Source organism: Phormidium yuhuli AB48 (genome assembly GCF_023983615.1).
Classification (GTDB): domain Bacteria; phylum Cyanobacteriota; class Cyanobacteriia; order Cyanobacteriales; family Geitlerinemataceae; genus Sodalinema; species Sodalinema yuhuli.
The window spans coordinates 2,882,588-2,899,910 of record NZ_CP098611.1 but is presented as its reverse complement, the minus strand read 5'-3'; the positions used below and the strand labels follow the sequence as shown (position 1 = coordinate 2,899,910).

General features: G+C 50.9%; 17 protein-coding genes. 12 read left to right on the top strand and 5 right to left on the bottom strand.

The window, feature by feature from the left end:
* The first annotated feature begins 73 nt into the window (after window positions 1-73).
* From NEA10_RS12410 to NEA10_RS12390, 5 genes are all read left to right on the top strand, one after another.
* On the top strand, window positions 74-805 hold the full coding sequence (locus tag NEA10_RS12410; protein ID WP_252660647.1) for a glutathione peroxidase: 732 nt from the start codon (window positions 74-76) through the stop codon (window positions 803-805).
* A 193-nt stretch (window positions 806-998) separates the two neighbouring features.
* Window positions 999-2,345, top strand: a complete 1,347-nt coding sequence (gene gor / locus NEA10_RS12405; protein WP_252660645.1) for a glutathione-disulfide reductase — start codon at window positions 999-1,001, stop codon at window positions 2,343-2,345.
* A 103-nt stretch (window positions 2,346-2,448) separates the two neighbouring features.
* The gene (locus tag NEA10_RS12400) at window positions 2,449-3,843 is read left to right on the top strand and encodes a sensor histidine kinase (protein WP_252660643.1); all 1,395 of its coding nucleotides are present in this window, start codon (window positions 2,449-2,451) and stop codon (window positions 3,841-3,843) included.
* Between the two features lie 75 nt (window positions 3,844-3,918).
* Window positions 3,919-4,320, top strand: a complete 402-nt coding sequence (locus tag NEA10_RS12395) for a phasin family protein (RefSeq protein WP_252660641.1) — start codon at window positions 3,919-3,921, stop codon at window positions 4,318-4,320.
* A gap of 3 nt (window positions 4,321-4,323) precedes the next feature.
* Window positions 4,324-4,809, top strand: a complete 486-nt coding sequence (locus NEA10_RS12390) for a hypothetical protein (RefSeq protein ID WP_252660639.1) — start codon at window positions 4,324-4,326, stop codon at window positions 4,807-4,809.
* On the opposite strand, the gene NEA10_RS12385 is transcribed toward NEA10_RS12390, so the two are convergent.
* Window positions 4,806-5,048, bottom strand: a complete 243-nt coding sequence (locus tag NEA10_RS12385) for a hypothetical protein (RefSeq protein WP_252660637.1) — start codon at window positions 5,046-5,048, stop codon at window positions 4,806-4,808. The two genes, NEA10_RS12390 and NEA10_RS12385, sit on opposite strands and share 4 nt — an antisense overlap.
* Before the next feature lie 335 nt (window positions 5,049-5,383).
* On the opposite strand from NEA10_RS12385, the gene NEA10_RS12380 reads away from it, so the two are divergent.
* Window positions 5,384-6,568: a GNAT family N-acetyltransferase gene (locus tag NEA10_RS12380; RefSeq protein ID WP_252660635.1), complete on the top strand. Its 1,185-nt coding sequence runs from the start codon at window positions 5,384-5,386 to the stop codon at window positions 6,566-6,568.
* A gap of 184 nt (window positions 6,569-6,752) precedes the next feature.
* Complete coding sequence (locus NEA10_RS12375) at window positions 6,753-7,370, top strand: SGNH/GDSL hydrolase family protein (protein WP_252660633.1); 618 nt, start codon at window positions 6,753-6,755, stop codon at window positions 7,368-7,370.
* A gap of 39 nt (window positions 7,371-7,409) precedes the next feature.
* On the opposite strand, the gene NEA10_RS12370 is transcribed toward NEA10_RS12375, so the two are convergent.
* From NEA10_RS12370 to NEA10_RS12360, 3 genes are read right to left on the bottom strand one after another with little or no spacing between them, the layout of a single operon-like run.
* On the bottom strand, window positions 7,410-7,757 hold the full coding sequence (locus tag NEA10_RS12370) for a hypothetical protein (RefSeq protein ID WP_252660630.1): 348 nt from the start codon (window positions 7,755-7,757) through the stop codon (window positions 7,410-7,412).
* 50 nt (window positions 7,758-7,807) lie between these two features.
* Window positions 7,808-8,032: a hypothetical protein gene (locus NEA10_RS12365; RefSeq protein WP_252660628.1), complete on the bottom strand. Its 225-nt coding sequence runs from the start codon at window positions 8,030-8,032 to the stop codon at window positions 7,808-7,810.
* Window positions 8,033-8,068: 36 nt separating this feature from the next.
* A complete protein-coding gene (locus tag NEA10_RS12360; protein WP_252660626.1) occupies window positions 8,069-8,320 on the bottom strand; it encodes a Ycf34 family protein in 252 nt (83 codons plus the stop codon).
* Between the two features lie 94 nt (window positions 8,321-8,414).
* On the opposite strand from NEA10_RS12360, the gene NEA10_RS12355 reads away from it, so the two are divergent.
* Window positions 8,415-9,722 (top strand): tRNA nucleotidyltransferase/poly(A) polymerase-related protein, encoded by a 1,308-nt coding sequence (locus NEA10_RS12355; protein ID WP_252660624.1) that lies wholly within the window; start codon window positions 8,415-8,417, stop codon window positions 9,720-9,722.
* Between the two features lie 8 nt (window positions 9,723-9,730).
* Here the strand turns inward: NEA10_RS12355 and NEA10_RS12350 are convergent, their stop codons facing one another.
* A complete protein-coding gene (locus NEA10_RS12350; protein ID WP_252660621.1) occupies window positions 9,731-10,222 on the bottom strand; it encodes a hypothetical protein in 492 nt (163 codons plus the stop codon).
* A gap of 239 nt (window positions 10,223-10,461) precedes the next feature.
* On the opposite strand from NEA10_RS12350, the gene NEA10_RS12345 reads away from it, so the two are divergent.
* The 4 genes from NEA10_RS12345 to NEA10_RS12330 all read left to right on the top strand — a co-directional run bounded on the left by NEA10_RS12345 (window position 10,462) and on the right by NEA10_RS12330 (window position 17,101).
* On the top strand, window positions 10,462-11,400 hold the full coding sequence (locus NEA10_RS12345; RefSeq protein ID WP_252660619.1) for an isoaspartyl peptidase/L-asparaginase: 939 nt from the start codon (window positions 10,462-10,464) through the stop codon (window positions 11,398-11,400).
* A 149-nt stretch (window positions 11,401-11,549) separates the two neighbouring features.
* On the top strand, window positions 11,550-13,280 hold the full coding sequence (locus NEA10_RS12340; RefSeq protein WP_252660616.1) for a C39 family peptidase: 1,731 nt from the start codon (window positions 11,550-11,552) through the stop codon (window positions 13,278-13,280).
* A gap of 62 nt (window positions 13,281-13,342) precedes the next feature.
* Window positions 13,343-14,047: a C39 family peptidase gene (locus NEA10_RS12335; protein WP_252660614.1), complete on the top strand. Its 705-nt coding sequence runs from the start codon at window positions 13,343-13,345 to the stop codon at window positions 14,045-14,047.
* Between the two features lie 138 nt (window positions 14,048-14,185).
* Window positions 14,186-17,101 (top strand): toll/interleukin-1 receptor domain-containing protein, encoded by a 2,916-nt coding sequence (locus tag NEA10_RS12330; protein WP_252660612.1) that lies wholly within the window; start codon window positions 14,186-14,188, stop codon window positions 17,099-17,101.
* Window positions 17,102-17,323: the final 222 nt, after the last annotated feature.

Genomic DNA, 17,323 nt, shown 5'->3' with positions numbered 1-17,323 from the left:
TGAACTCATAACGATTATGAGTTAACAAAACTACTGTTAACTGCACGCCATCACTACAAGGAGTTAAACGCATATGTTACAGGACAAAACCGGACAACGAGTTCCCGAGGTTATCTTCCGCACCCGTCAAGATGGGGAATGGAAAGACGTTGACAGCAAAGACATCTTCAACGGCAGAAACGTGGTGGTCTTCTCCCTCCCCGGTGCCTTCACCCCCACCTGCTCCTCCAGCCACCTCCCCGGCTACAACCAGCTTGCCAGCATCTTCAAAGCCAACGGTGTAGACGAAATTGTCTGTCTCTCGGTTAACGACACCTTCGTCATGAACGAATGGGCCAAAGACCAAGAATGTGACAATGTCACCCTGATTCCCGATGGTAACGGTGATTTCACCGAAGGAATGGGGATGTTGGTGGACAAAGCTGACCTCGGCTTCGGTAAACGCTCCTGGCGTTACTCCATGTACGTCAAAGATGGCGTGATCGACAAAATGTTCATCGAGCCTGAAGAACCCGGAGATCCCTTCAAAGTCTCCGACGCTGAAACCATGTTGGGCTATATCAACCCCCAGGCCAAGCCCAAGCACGTCTCCCTGTTCTCGAAAGTGGGATGTCCCTTCTGTGCCAAAGCGAAATCTCTCCTGCAAGATAAAGGCTGGGAGTACGAAGAAATCGTCATCGGTCGCGATGCCTCTACCGCATCCCTGAAAGCCATGACAGGCAAGACTTCTGCCCCTCAGGTCTTCGTCGATGGTCAACTCGTCGGCGGTTCCGAGGAACTGGAGGCCTATCTCAAGTCTGCCTAATGACTGAGTGTTGAGGCTTAGCCGAAATGGGTCCGGGGTTCCCCACTGATGGGAGTCCCGGACATTTCCCTTAAAAAATTGCTTGCACCCTATAGGATAGCCAAAGCCGTTTGAGCGGTTTGTGACAACCCATTGATACATTGATACATTGATAAATTGATGCACATCTGTTGTTGAAGAGGAGTTCAATTTAATGACATACGATTTTGACTTATTTGTAATTGGTGCAGGTTCCGGGGGCATTGCGACGGCTCGCCGGGCCGCTGAATATGGCGCTAAAGTGGGCATTGCCGAAGATGATCGGCTCGGGGGAACCTGTGTCAATCGTGGCTGTGTTCCCAAGAAACTGATGGTGTACGCCTCCCACTTCCCGGAACAGTTCCATGATGCTGCGGGCTATGGTTGGAGTGCCGTTCAGAGTCAACTGGACTGGCCCAAAATGGTCAAGGCCGTCAACGATGAGGTGACTCGCCTCAATGGCATCTATCAGCGAATGTTGGATAAGTCTGAGGTGCAGGTCTTTCGCGAATCAGCGCGGTTTGTGGATTCTCATACCGTCCAAGTGGGCGATCGCCAAGTCAGCGCCGAGAAAATCCTGATTGCGGTGGGGGGGAAACCCATTAAACCCAACATCCCCGGCTTAGAACATGCCATCACCTCCGATGAGATGTTTCATCTTCCCCAACAGCCGAAGCATTTAGTCGTTCTCGGTGGGGGTTATATTGGCGTTGAGTTTGCCTGTATTCTGCGAGGCTTGGGGTCTGAGGTAACGGTGGTGATTCGTCGCGAGAAGATTCTCAACGGCTTTGATGAGGATTTGCGCGATTGTATTCAAGAGGGAATGATCAACCACGGCATTCGCATCCTCAATAACACCAATATCACCTCAGTGGAGCAACAAGGGGATGGAACCCTGAAACTGAATTTAGATACTCAAGAGGGGAGTATTGTCGCCGATACCGTGACCCTGTCGGCCACGGGCCGCAAGCCTCGTTTAGAGGGATTGGGGTTAGAACATACGAAAGTTGAGGTGAAGAAAGGGGCGATCGCCGTCGATGAGTACAGCCAAACCGCCGAACCTCATATCTTCGCCGTGGGAGACTGTACCGATCGCGTCAACCTGACCCCTGTGGCCATCAACGAGGGCCGTGTCTTTGCCGATACCCACTTTGGCGGCAAATCTCGTCAGATGAGTTATGAGAATATCCCCACAGCGGTGTTTTCCTCCCCAGAAGCTGCCACCGTTGGCTTAACCGAAGCCGAGGCCCGAGAAGAGTATGGCGATCGCATTAAAATCTTCCGGTCTAAATTCCGCCCCATGTACCACACCTTAGGGGGACGAGACGAACGGACGCTCATGAAACTGGTAGTCGATAGTCAGAGCGATCGCGTTCTCGGGGCCCATATGGTCGGAGAAAGTGCCGCTGAGATTATCCAAGGGGTGGCGATCGCCGTCAAAATGGGGGCAACCAAAGCCGATTTTGACGCAACGGTAGGCATCCATCCCAGTTCTGCCGAAGAATTTGTCACGATGCGTTAAACTAACTCCTGGAGGTTCCTGAAAACATCCTCCGATAAAACGGCGGTTCTGACGGAATCCATCGCCAAAGAACCGCCCCCTTTCTAGAGGGTTTATCCCGTTTATGCCTGCTGCCCCCTATCCTGAGAACGAAGCTGAACGCCAAAAGGCTCTTGAGCAATACAACTTGCTTGATACTCTGCCTGAACAAGCTTTTGATGATATTACTCTTTTAGCCGCTCATGTCTGTCAGACTCCTATTGCCTTAGTGAGTCTCATCGACCACGATCGCCAATGGTTCAAGTCCAAAGTGGGCATTGACGCCGAAGAGACCCCCCGCGCTCAGGCGTTTTGTGCCCATACAATTCTTGAGCCAGCCAACGTTTTAGTGGTTCCCGATGCCAGAGTAGATCCTCGCTTCGCCGACAATCCCTTCGTCACGGGAATGCCTGAGATTCGCTTCTACGCCGGCGCTCCCCTTCAGACTCCTGGAGGCCAAGCCGTCGGCACCCTCTGCACCGTTGATACTAAGCCGCGAGGCTTAACCCCAGAGCAAATTCAGGGATTACAGGCCCTCAGCCGTCAAGTAGTTGCTCAGATGGAGTTACGGCGTAATGTTAAACAGCTAAGTCAGACCTTAGAGAAATTACAGCGTACCCAAGCTAGCTTAATCCAAACGGAAAAAATGTCTGCCTTGGGGCGATTTGTCGCTGGCATTGCCCATGAAATTAATAATCCCGTGAGCTTTATCTTGGGTAATCTTCCCCATGCTCAAAGCTATACGGAAGAACTCCTAGAGTTACTTCATCTTTATCAAGCCGCTTATCCCCAGCCTAAGTCCCCGGTTGCCGTCAAACTAGACGACTTAGACCTCGACTATATTGCTGAAGATTTTTTCAAACTTTTGAACTCTATAAAATTCGGTGCAATCCGTATCGAAAAAATCGTAAAATCCTTGCGAACCTTTAGCAACCTTCATGAAGCAGATATCAAATCAGTCCAGCTCCGAGAACATCTGGACAACGCCTTAGACTTAAGCTTGTCTCAATTACAGGATAGCCTAAACCCGTTTAAGATTGAAATAATCAAACATTACCAGGATTTGCCACCGCTCGTTTGTAACATTGCCGAGCTTAATCAAGTTTTGATTAGCCTCATCAGCAATGCGATGGATGCCCTACAGGAGCGCGTTGAACAGACCCCAGATGAGTCCTCCTCAAGCGACTATCAGCCCACCTTGACCCTCACCACTGACCAAGCTACCGATGAAACGGGACGGGACTTCATCACCCTGACCATCGAAGATAACGGCATTGGCATTGAGCTAGATAAACAGGATAAAATTTTTGACCCCTTTTACAGTAGCAAACCCGTTGGCAAAGGAACGGGTTTAGGTCTAACCAGTAGTTACGAGATTGTTGTGAAACAGCATCAAGGGAAATTGCTCTTAAACTCAACCCCGGGCCAGGGGAGTCGCTTTTCCATTTGGCTACCGACAGATTTACCCCTACCCGACTAGGGCCCCTGACCCACAACCGCAAAAGGATGCGATAAGCTTGAGACATAACACCCTGGAGCGAGGACAATCACAACTATGGCTGGATTTGGCAATCTGTTTCAGAAGGCATTTTATCTAGGGGTGGGTTTCGCCTCCTATGCTGGAGAACAAGCAAGTGAGAAACTGATTGAGTTACGAGCAACGGCCCAGAAGCTAGCGGATGAATTAGTGGAACGGGGGGAAATGAACACCGAGGAGGCCCGACGTTTTGTCGAGGAGATGGTGAATCAGGGCCAGCGACAGGGAAGTGGAAATCCTCAAGTGCGCCAGGAGACGGGCCCTAAAGAACCCCGACGCATTGAGATTCTCGATGATGATGAGGAGCCCCCCGAGGTCTCTTCCAGCTCAACGGAAGCCCCAGACTCCGGTGTGGAGAGCCTACATCAACAGGTGCAATCTCTTCAAGATGAATTGCGCCGTTTGCAGCAAGACCAATAAATCATGGACGATTGGCTAACTGAATGGGTAAATACCCTGGAAAAGACTATGACTGAAGCGGTGATCCAAACCGCTGAGTCCATTGAAGCTTGGACGGATAACGTGGTGGATCATTTAGACCAACAGTTGGAAGAGGCTGTCCTTTGGTCTCAAGAGCGGTCTGATGAGGTCTATCAGCAGCTACGGGAGGTGTTCCCCTTGGATGAACTATCTCAAGACATCGATCGCACCTTTGACGACTGGTTAGAGGGATTGGAGTTCCTCTTATTTGATGAGGAGTCCCCAGATTGGGGTGTCTCAGACCCCCGGGAGAACTCAGACCCATTTATCCACATTACCTACGTATATCCAAGCAAGACAACTCATCCTGCTTGCATCGGCTGTCAGCATTATCACGGACAAAGGTATGATGACACCCTCTTAGTCTGCGGAATGCACCCGTATGGCTGGGATGGGGAGAATTGTCCCGATTGGGAGGGTCGTTTTTAAGGACAGCCCATCAGTTCTCCCTGGATGCAGCGTTGAGTGCAGCTGGCTGAGAGTTGTTCAATATCTTGTTGACTATCGGGGGGCTGAGCTGCGACCGCCTTTTCTAAGCAGTTGACAACCGCTTGTTGACGTTGACGTTCGATATGAGACACCCAGACCCAGATTCCACTGGCAAGAACGAGCCAGAGAAGGATGAAAAGCCAGTAGGGAAAGGAAGGATCACGGTGAAGTGGGGACATGAATCCTGAATGGTAAAGGGTTAGACATGGTGATATCAATGCTGAATCAATGCCGAAGATGCTTCACGCCGTCCGGAAACAGCGCCCCAGATGAATCGTTGCCTGCGTAATTCTACACTAATTATAGGCAAAATTCTGAGACTGAGTAACTAAAATGCGTAGTTATACGTGGATAGGGGTCAAATAGCGGTGAGGTGGATGGTCTGAAGGCGGTGGCGAAGGGAGGGTTGGGGGGGGTTGTGGCGATCGCCGCCTGGCCAAAAAATCAATTCTGGTTCACACTAAGAGAAACCTGACGCTTGTGACGGGGGATGCTCCCGTCTCCTCCTTGCCCCATGGACAGAACTGCTGCGAACTATACCTTCACCTGGATTCATCAAATTGCAGAGATTCCTAAAGCGGCCTGGGACCCCCTGGCTCAACCCCTGACATCACCGTTTTTTGAGTGGGATTGGCTGCATAATCTAGAGTCTTCTGGAAGTGCGACAGGAAAAGCAGGCTGGATGCCTTGTCATTTAACCGTCTGGCGCGATCGCACCCTCGTCGCCGCCGCTCCTCTCTATCTCAAGGGCCATAGTTACGGGGAATTTGTCTTCGATCATCAATTTGCAGACCTCTCAGAGCGTTTGGGCATTTCCTATTACCCGAAACTCTTGGGAATGAGTCCCTTTACTCCTGCTGAAGGCTATCGCTTTTTAATTGCACCTGATGAAGATGAGGCGGAACTGCTGGGGGTCATGGTCGCAGAAATCGACCATTTCTGCGATCGCAACCAAATCAGTAGCTGTCATTTTCTCTATGTTGACCCGTCCTGGCAATCTCGTCTACAAGAGAGCGGCTTTTCCCCTTGGCGACATCATAACTACATCTGGCACAATGACAGCTATGGGAGTTTTGACGATTATCTCAAGGCCTTTAATGCCAACCAGCGGCGCAATATTAAGCGAGAACGCAAGGCAATGGCTAAAGCTGGCTTAACCCTGAAAACCTTGACTGGAGATGAAATTCCTCGGGCCCTGTTCCCACTGATGTATCGATTTTATGAAAATACCTGTGATAAGTTCGGCTGGTGGGGGAGTAAGTACCTGACGAAACGTTTTTTTGAGCAACTCCATTCCACCTATCGTCATCGAGTTCTCTTTGTGGCGGCTTATCCTGAGTCCGCTGGGGAGGATAAGGGTCATCCGTTGGGAATGTCCTTTTGTTTAACCAAGGGCGATCGCCTCTATGGACGCTATTGGGGCAGTCATGATGAGATTAACTGTCTCCATTTCAATGTCTGCTATTACAGTCCCATTGAATGGGCCATCGACCATAACATCCAAATTTTCGACCCTGGTGCAGGGGGCCGTCATAAAAAACGTCGAGGCTTCCCCGCCACCCCCAACGTCAGCCTACATCGCTTTTACCCCTCACGACTGCGCAAAATCATTTTGCCCTATTTGCAACAAGTCAATGAGATGGAAGAACAGGAAGTCGCGGCCATCAACGAGGAGTTACCCTTTGCGCATCAGCCATAATGGATCATGATTCAGACAAGGCCCTCAGCCGTGGGAGTTTATGGGACGATCGCGATCGCATCAGAGTTGGAGAATTAGAGTCCTCGGGGTATTGTTTCCGCTAGTGGCGGCAGGTTGTACCATAGAGAGCGCCCCTGAGCCTGGGGTAGAGTCTCAGACCGTTGATACATCGTCGGAAACATCTATGGTGAGCCAACAGCCATCCATCCGAGTCATGCCCCTAGGAGATTCCATCACCGATGGCTATAACGTACCGGGGGGCTACCGCATCAGTTTGTGGCAGGCTCTCGAAGAACGGGGCGATCGCATTGAGTTTGTAGGTAGCCAGGAAAACGGTCCCCCCGAACTCCCTGATCGTAATCATCAAGGTCATTCCGGCTGGCGAATCGACGAACTCCACCGCCGAGTGGGAGATTGGTTAGATACGGCTGAACCGGACGTCATCCTCTTAATCATTGGCACTAACGACATCGCCCAGGGCCATAACCTCGACACCGCTCCCGATCGTCTCAAGGGCCTGATTGACGAGCTCTTTCATCATCGCCCCCAAGCCCAAATCTTCGTTGGTTCCATCCCTCCCATTGACGAACCCGGGCTCAATGCCCGGGTTGTTGCTTATAACCAGGCGATCGCCCAACAGATCCAGGCTCGTCAAGTCCAGGGCGAGCCGCTCATCTTTGTCGACCTTTACAGCGGCCTAACCCCTGAAGACTTAGCTGACGGTATCCATCCCAACCGCCAAGGCCACGATAAAATTGCCCGAATGTGGTACGAGGCCTGGACTCAACATCGATCTCTCTAGGCTCTCCATTCCCCCTGGCCATAGCCATAGGAGTTTGGATTACTGACAGGCCTCGAACAAGTCCGCTAGAACCGTTCCATCATCACGGCCTGCCTCAATCTCTCGTTCGAGTTCAACAAATTCCTCAAAACTGTACTGCTGTTGAAGTTCCTCAATAGCACAGTTGCAGGGGCGTTGCATCGCCGGATCACCTCCAGTACAACGTTCCAAGAAGCGATCAATCACCTCAGTCGGATAACCCGACTCAAGGGAGTCGTTGGCTACGGTCTCCTCCTCAGGGGCTGAGGGGGCTGTCCTGGAGTCATCGGACGGTTCAACACAAGCTGTCAGAGCCAGTAAGACGGCGATGAGGCTAGCAAACCTCCATAGGTGTTTAGAAACCTTCATGACGAACATCAATACGACAGAATCCCCATGATTCTACTCCTTTTGTCCCATCAGAACCAGCGACTGAGAAAAGACCAAAAGCGATCGCCAAACAAAACGGCCAGCAGACCACAGCATAATCCCAGCAAGCCAATTGACAATAGACTAGCTAAAACAGACACCCCCCAAATATTGGGTGAGAAGAAGGCAGCGATAACACCAAACAGAAAGCCGCCGCTGAAACGAGCTATCGTTTGCAGACGATCAAGGCGACGGCGCGGTGAGGGATCAGACATATACAACCCCTTAAGGGAATAATGGACAGGATGGGGTTAGGTGGGAAGGAGTTCCCCAGGACGTAGCTTAGACCATTTGCCCATCTCAGCCTTAAAACTCTGACAGCCTACCACATCCCATTCCATTTCAATATCGCCGCCCTCAGGGGTGCGGATATTGACGTTGATGGTGGGTTCGACGGGCTGAAAGTCCGGAGTTTTGGTCAAATGAGACTGTTGATGTTGATGTTCCACTTCATGATAGGTGGCACAGCGATCAACATAATGACAGTTGACACAGATACACATGGTATAAACGTCTTTGCACGAATGTTTGCACTTTCTGCTAGTTTAACGTGGGGATTCGAGAATGCCCCAGGTCAGGGACAAAATCGTTTGGGTTATGGGGAACGCACGGATGGGCGAGGGGGGAATTGGGAGTCTGGTCATGGAGGATCTGGTCATGGGTGAGGAGAAACCGACGGTGTTTTCCCCCCAGACTTGGGGCTTTTCCCTAGAGGATTTACCCCCACAGGCGTATTTAGTCGGTGGGGCTGTTCGAGATGGCTTGCTGGGGCGACAGTCAGATTATCTAGATTTAGATTTTGTGGTTCCCGAGGGGGCGATTGAGGCGGCGCGTCAGTTATCACAGCGGTATCAGGCGGGATTTGTCATTCTTGATGCTAGCCGAGAAATTGCCCGGGTGGTGTTTCCTGATATGACCGTGGATTTTGCCTTGCAGGAGGGAGAGTCCTTAGAGGCGGATTTACGACGACGGGACTTTACCGTGAATGCGATCGCCTATGATCCTCGCAGCCGCCAGTTGATCGACCCCCTGCAAGGCTACCAAGACCTTCAACAGCAGCAGTTACGAACCATCGCCCTGCAAAATCTCGAAGCTGACCCCCTACGACTGTTACGGGGTTATCGTCAAGCTGCGCAACTCGGCTTTAGCCTACACCCTCAGACACAGGCTGGGATTCGTCAACTTGCCCCCCTATTAACTCGGGTGGCCGCCGAACGAGTTAACTCCGAACTGGGTTATCTTCTCGGGAATGAGCGAGGAACCTATTGGCTGCAACAAGCATGGCAGGATGGCCTTTTGTCGGGTTGGTTTCCCCAGGCCCAAGCCTTAGAACGGTTGAGTGCTATTGATGAGGTGCTTCAAGACTTGGCCCAGACTTGGCCCGAATTAGTTTTGGAACTTCAGGCCCCCTTGCGGCCGACTCTAAAAACCACCTTAGTGATGAGTACCAAGTTAACGATGTTCTTATCTGAGACCCCAGCGGAGGCAGAACAGACCCTGGCACGTCTGAAGTATTCCCGTGCCGAGGTCCGGGCGGTTTTAGCCTTAAAAGAAGCCTGGCGAGACGCTGGGGGAGAGGCGGCCTTACGAGGGCTATCGGTGCGATCGCAGTATTTTTGGTTTAAACGCCTCAATGGAAATTTTCCGGCCTATGTTCTCTATGGCTTAGCCTCTGGTCTATCCCCAGAGACGATCACCCCTTATATTGAGCATTATCTTAACCCAAATGACTCGATTGCCCATCCTCAGGCCCTACTCAAAGGTCAAGAGTTAATTGAGAAATTGGGAGTCCCCCGGGGCCCCGAGATTGGCCATTGGCTGACGGAAATTGCCATCGCCCAGGCTGAAGGCCGCCTCCAGAGTCCCCAGGATGCCCTGGACTGGGTCAAACGACAGCGGGGTTAATCCTATCTCTAAATGGTTAACTTACGTCCTAGGAGGCGACTGGCTAGACAGGAGCCGAGGGCGATCGCTGCCACCAATAATTGATTCGAGGCATAGTGGTGGTGATGGTGGGGTAAATCGGGATGAAGTTGAGTAATTTCATCAAAGCCAATGCGGCCATCGGCCACGGGAACAATTAACAGGTCCCAATGGTTCCCCTCTCCCACTTCGATGGTCCAGTCTCCTGCTAGGTCATAATCCGGTTCAAAGACGAAGCGGCCATCCTCATCGGTGAGGCCCTGAATTTCCTCAGCCTCAAACTCGCTGGGGGGATGAACGACCACATCAGCCCCGTCATAGAACTCGCCGGTGCTAAAAATCGCTTGAATTTCCAAGCTCTCCGACTGGGGTTGAAAATGAGCTTCGAGGGTGTGAGCCAAGGCTTGTTGTGGGCCAGCCAAAACAGCGAAACCGATAACGAGAACAACGAGCCAGGAGCGAAGGGAAGCTTTAACTGTCATAAGTAACTGTGAGGATTGACGTTGAGCATCGGAATGGTCTAATCAAGACCCCTGCAACGAGGGATGGGGATGTTCTTCCCATATTGACCCTAGAAGCAGAATTGATCCGAATGTTAGACCAATACCAATACATACAACAACTATTGCACTCCAAACCGACAAATTTTTCAGCCAGCGTTCCGGTTAAAGCTTTAAGATTGGCGTTGATGTTTTGATCCTCAGGACTTAGGTACGACTCAATGGTGCAACCCAAATTAATTATTCACGGCGGGGCTGGTAGTTCCCTGAAGGGCAAAGGGGGAATCGAGGGCTTGCGACAAACACTCTATGGCATCCTTGATGATGCTTATAGCCTACTGCGGGCTGGTAAATGTGCTAAGGACGCGGTCGTGCGAGGCTGTCAGTTGCTGGAGAATGAACCTCGCTTTAATGCGGGTACTGGCTCAGTTTTGCAGTCTGACGGCCAGGTTCGCATGAGTGCGTCCCTGATGGATGGAACCTCACAGCAGTTTAGTGGTGTTATCAATGTCTCGCGGGTGAAAAACCCCATTGAGCTAGTGGACTATCTGCAACAGGAGCGCGATCGCATTCTCTCGGATTATGGTGCAGCGGAACTGGCCCGAGAACTGCAATGTCCCATTGCTGACCCCATTACCGATAATCGCCTGGAAGAATGGTTGCAGGATCGTCAAGATAATTTCCGTCGCGGTATGGCTAACGTGATTGCTGAACCCGTCGAGGATGACAACGCTGGCCGGGGAACCATTGGCGTGGTGGCTCTAGATGCTGAGGGACGATTGGCGGCTGGAACCTCCACGGGGGGCAAAGGCTTTGAACGGATTGGCCGAGTGAGTGATTCAGCGATGCCAGCGGGGAATTATGCCACCCGGCTGGCCGCCGTCAGTTGTACGGGCATTGGTGAAGATATTATCGATGAGTGTTTAGCCGCCAAAATTGTCATTCGCGTCAGTGATGGCATGTCCTTGCAGGCCGCCATGGAGAAATCCTTTGCCGAGGCGACGGAGAATCAGCGGGACTTAGGGGCGATCGCCCTCGACGCTCAAGGTCACATCGCCTGGGGCAAAACCAGCGATGTGGTTTTAGCTGCCTACACCGATGGCGATCGTCACGGCGATAGCTTAGAAGCCGAACCCGGAACTCAAGTTCAAGCCATTTAAAACATTTAGGCTAGGGGAAGACTATCATCCTCCCCCAGCCTGAAAATTATTCCCCCGGATAAATTGACAAGCGGCAATTTTTATGTGGCAGCGCCCCAAATCATCGGCTAGACTGGGTCTAGCATCCTTACCACGATTCAGGGACCTCTATGAGCATCTCCCTCGTTAATGTCGCGAAGTACTACAAAGACGAACCCCACCAAGTCAAAGCCTTACAACGGCTACAAGCACAGATTGAGGCGGTCCGACCGGACTTATTAGCAGACACCTCTGAGTTCATTCGTATCTGGCGCAGCCAGAACAAAGCTCAAGCCAAACCCGCCCCATCCCAAGCACAACTGACACCGCAACTAGCCAGCATCGGACAAAACGTAGCCGGGCAAGTTACCACCACCACCGCCCCGCCACCGCCACCGCCCGCCCCTAAACCACCACCGCCGGCACTTGTCAGTTATGTGCGTGCTGATGGCTCAGTCCGCCTCAAAGTTCCCTTCTTTACCCAACTGGATAACGTCAATAACCCCCATGGGTCTTGTAACGTTACCTCCGTCGCAATGTGTATGGCCTACTTCGGTCATCCAGGGATTAATGGCAGCGGGGTCCAACTCGAAGATGAACTCTACCAGTTCATGCTTGATCGCGGACTCTCCCGCCATTCCCCCACGGATTTAGCCCATCTTCTACAACTGTACGGCTACCAAGATGACTTCCAAGCCGATGCTAAATGGGAAGAGGTCAAAAGTTGGCTAGAGCAGGGAAAACCCTGTATTGTCCATGGTTGGTTTACCGCCTCAGGGCATATTGTCACCATTATCGGCTACTGTGATCAGGGTTGGATTATCCACGATCCCTATGGAAAATGGAGTCCTAGTGGCTACGACACCTACACCAGTGGGGCCGGGCTCGTCTATGGCTACCAAGACATGAAAGATATCTGCGGCACGAATGGTGATCTTTGGATTCACTACGTTGATGGCAAACCCGGACAATGCCCTCCCCTTCCTGACGGAGGCACTGTTGCGGTTAAAGCCAGCAGTAATGGGAGTGCAGCCGCCTCTACTGGGCCCGCTGAGTTAAAACTCCAAGACCTCCTCAAAAATAACCAAACCCTGACCCTAACCCAGGCCGCCAAACACCGGCCTTTGATTAAGCAGATCCAAGTGCGGTTACGGGCTCTGAAGGTTTTGCGTGATAAGGCTGACGGACTCTATGGTCCTAATACCAAAGGGGCGATCGAACGCTTCGCCCGGGCCTTTGAACTGCCCCTGGATCAAATCGGTCCAGCCTTCGCCAAAAAACTCATTGAAGTCCAAGAAGTTCCCTTAAGTAATGACACGAGTCGTTGGATTGATATCCAGACAGCAGCAGATTTGATGGGGGCGAAACTCTCGGATGTAGAAACTTATCTTCCTCCCCTCATTGACAAACTTGAGGCCCGTGGCATTCTCAACCAACCCACCCTTGTCGCGGCCCTCGCTACCATCTCAGTAGAAACGGCTGGCTTCCAACCCATCAACGAATGGGGTGGTAATAATTACTTTCATGAAATGTATGAAGGGCGTTCCGATTTAGGCAATACCCAGCCAGGAGACGGGATTCGGTTCCACGGACGGGGCTTTATCCAAATTACGGGTCGTGCCAACTATAAGCATTATGGCGATAAGCTTGGAGTCCCTTTATTGGATGATCCAGAGCTTGCGCTTGATCCTGAAGTCGCCTCCGCCATTCTCGTGGAATATTTCTGGGAACGTTCCGTAGACCAACGGGCCGTGGCTCAAGATTGGAAAGGAGTTCGTCGCGCGGTCAATGGCGGTTTGAATGGTTGGGATCACTTTTGGCCAGTGGTTCAAAAACTTTTGCCAGCCGTGAATCATGGCTAAATGTTAACCCCGTTACCTAAGCTTGCCTTTAATCCATCATTCTGGTGATTCTTTAAGTCCTTATGACCATTTCCTTAGTTAAGGTGGCCAAATACTATCAAGGCCACTCTCATCAAGATGCGGCCCTGGCCTATCTCGAACAAGAACTCGGACGAACAAATCCCGAACTGATCGGTCCAGAGTCTGATTTCGCCACCCTTTGGCGGAATCCTCCTCAACCTCCCGAAACTCAAACCCTGAGTCCTGGACTGCCGAACCAGGTTAACTTGCAAATTCCCTATTTATCGCAGCTCGATAATGTCAATAATCCCCATGGGTCTTGTAACGTTACCTGTGTGGCTATGTGTTTGGCCTATTTGGGTCATCCTCATCTCAATCAATGGGGGGATCAACTCGAGGATGAGTTATATCAATATTGTCTTGATAATGGCTTGTCTCGTCACTCCCCTGTGGATTTAGCGAAAGTTGTTCGCGCCTATGGGTATCAAGATGACTTTCAACCCGATGCCAAATGGGGTGAGGTGAAGGATTGGTTGGCGGCCGGTAACCCGATTATTGTTCATGGTTGGTTCACTGCTTCTGGACATATCATCGTGATTCGTGGTTACAACGATCGCGGCTGGATTGTCAATGATCCCTACGGGGAATGGTATGAATGGGGCTATGACACCCAGCGCACTGGTGAGGGGTTGACCTATTCCTATGGCATGATGAGTCGCGTTTGTGGCACGGATGGAGACCTATGGATTCATTATGTCTCCAAGTAAATAGCTAGCCAATGGAAACGTTTTCTTGACTGTTAGACAATGTCTCTAACAGATTGTCTTTAGCTTTTCACAATCCCAACTTATACTCAAGTAACAAAATTGATGTTTTGTTACTAATTGAATTCAGGTGTGCCAATCATGACAGATGCATTTATTTCCTACTGTCGCCGTGATAAAGAGTTTGTTCAAAAACTTTACAAATCCTTCGGCGATTCCAAACGAGAGGTCTGGGTCGATTGGGAAAATATTCCCCTAAATTCAGACTGGCGAGATGAAATTTATCGAGGAATTGAAGGGGCTGACAACTTTATTTTTGTTCTCAGTCCAGATTCAGTGGCATCACAGGTATGCCGGGAAGAAGTTGACTATGCCGTGGTCAACAATAAACGGTTGGTTCCCATCGTTCATAAAGAAGTCTCCTATGATGAGGTCCACCCGGAACTGGCAAAACTGAACTGGATTTTCTTCTATGACGATCCTGAAACGTTTGAGGGAGCTTTCCCGAAACTCCTGTCTACCTTAGATACAGACCTAGACCATGTAAAAGCCCATACCCGGTTGCAAAAACGGGCTTTAGAATGGGATAGCAAAAAACGCAATCCTAGCTATGCCTTGCGGGGAGATGACCTCAAACAAGCCGAGCACTGGTTGGGGATGGGTGAAGGTAAGGACCCCAAACCCACTTCCCTGCAAACTCAATATGTGATTGCCAGTGGTCAGGAACAATCAAAACGGCAGAAGGCAACGATAACCGGGGTTGCAGCTGGATTGGTAGTCACTTTAGTTTTGGCGGTGGTAGCCGTCAAAGAACGGTCCGAAGCCGTGCAGCAGCGAAATTTGGCCCGAGAGCAAAATGTCCGGGCTTTGGTGGCCTTGGCCCAAGCTCGTAAGTTTACCGATGATGATTTGGAAGCCTTGCAATTTGCAGTCCAAGCGGCCTCAAATCTCAAAAGTGGTCAAAACTTTCCTGCTGAACTCCAAGTGCAAACCTTTGATACATTACGAGACGCGGTCTATAACGTCCAAGAACGAAACCGCTTCAACGGTCATCAAGACCAGATTAATCGTATTCGCTATGCTCCCAATGGGGAGTTTCTTGTCTCAGCGAGCGATGATAGTACGGTGCGAATTTGGAACATTGATGGTAGTGTTAAGCAGATTTTGGAGCATGACGACAATGTGCGACAGGTAGATATCTTTCCAGATAGCGATCGCATCATTTCTACCTCCCAAGATGGAACCGCTAAAATTTGGCAAGTTGAGGATGGTGAACTGCTGAAAACGTTAAACCATAACGCGGGTGCGCGAGCAGTCCGGGTTCACCCCCAGGAAGCTTACATTGTCACGGGAGATGTCGATGGACGAGTCTGGATTTGGGATAATGACGGCAGCCTAAAAGCGTCATTTGTGGCTCATCAGGGGGATGTGAATGACATGATCTTTAGCGCCGATGGTAGCACGCTGTTTACATCAGGTCATGATACGTTCGTCAAACAATGGTCCTTGGAGGCGTTGGTCGGAACGACGGGTGGCCGGTCAGAGGAGATGAATAATGAGGACTCTGACGAGGAGGCGTCCATACCCGAGCCGATTGATATTCCAGAAATTGTCAACATTCGTGAAAATCCCCTGGCCCAAGATCAGCCTCTACTGCCGATTCAAGTGTTCGCCGGCCATAGTGATAAGGTTTGGGATATTGATTTGTCTCTCGATGGGACCTATCTCGCCAGTGCGAGTTCTGATAACACCGTCATTATTTGGGAGTTGGATGGTCAGCCCTATCAAACGTTGCGGGCCCATAATAACTGGGTGCGTAGTGTCAGCTTTTCTCCTGATGGAACAACGCTAGTCACCGGGAGTGATGATGATACGGTACGACTGTGGAATCTTCAGGGGATTCTCCTACGAACCTTTAGTGGTCACGATGCTAGTGTTCGTAGCGTGCAATTTGCCCCTGATGGCACAACTATCGCCTCTGGAAGCGACGATGCTACAGTGCGCCTGCGTAGTATTGAAGGGGCCGTGGTGGAAATTCTCCAAGGCCACCGCACTGGAGTCAAGGGGGTTCGCTTTAGTCCGGACAATCTCATTGGTTCCGTAGCGGATACAACCCTGAATATCTGGCAGGAAGATGGAGCACAGTTACTACAAACCGTTGAGTATACTGCCGGAATGCGTGCGTCTCACTTTACAACCGATGGTCAGTTTGTAATTACCGCTAGCTATGACAGCACGCTACAACTGTGGGATTTGCCAGCCTTGCTCAATGGAGAAGGACGTGAGCCGGTGCGCCTGTTTGAAGGCCATGATGCTACGGTGAAAAACTTTGCTGTATCAGAAGATGGTGAGTTAATGGCTTCGGCAGGGGCTGAACGGCGCTTGATTCTCTGGCGTTTGAGTGACGGGGAAATCTTACAACAGTTTCATGAGGTGCATGAGTCGGAAGCTACGGATGTGGGATTTTTACCGGATAATCAGGGACTAGTGTCTGTTGGAGGGGGAGGACACGTCAAAGTGTGGTCGTTTGATGGGGACTTGCTGCAAGAGTTTCAGGCTCATGATGGCTGGATTAATGCCTTAAGCTTTAGTCCTGATGGTCAGTATCTGGCGACCGCTAGTGGTGACAACACGATTCGCATCTGGAGATGGCAGGATGGCCAGTTCGAGACAACACCTGCTGCTGTCCTGAAGGGTCATACAGATTGGGTTTGGGATGTGGCGTTTAATCGGGATAGTCAACTACTGGCTTCTGCCGGTAAGGATGATACGGTGCGTCTTTGGGATGTACAAGGTAATTTACTGAAGACTCTGTCAGCTCACCAAAATTGGGTTCGGGCCTTGGATTTTAGTACGGATGGTGAGAAATTAATCTCAGCCAGTGCCGATCGCACCTTAATTCTCTGGGATCTCGATCCTCTCGAAGAGATGCGCGAGTCCATTGAGGAGATAGAGATGGGAACCCTAATGACCCTCGGATGTAGTTGGCTGGAGGATTACTTAAGGACGAATCCGACGATTCAAGACGGGGATCAATCGATGTGTCCTGACGTGTAGATTGCCGGGAGCTGTAAGGGAAGTTGTCAGCACCCCCGGCTGAAGCACGGGGGCTTCGTGCCTCCCGCTTTCAGGTAGCTGACCAGCTTAAGCCTTAACTGGCTACGTTCAGAGCAAGCGTTAAAGTTCCTACCCGGGAATGCGTGCTAGTTCCCGGCACTAGAACCAAATCGTTAAACAGTTTTAAGGGGTTAAGACAGTGCGATTTGGAAAGTACCGACT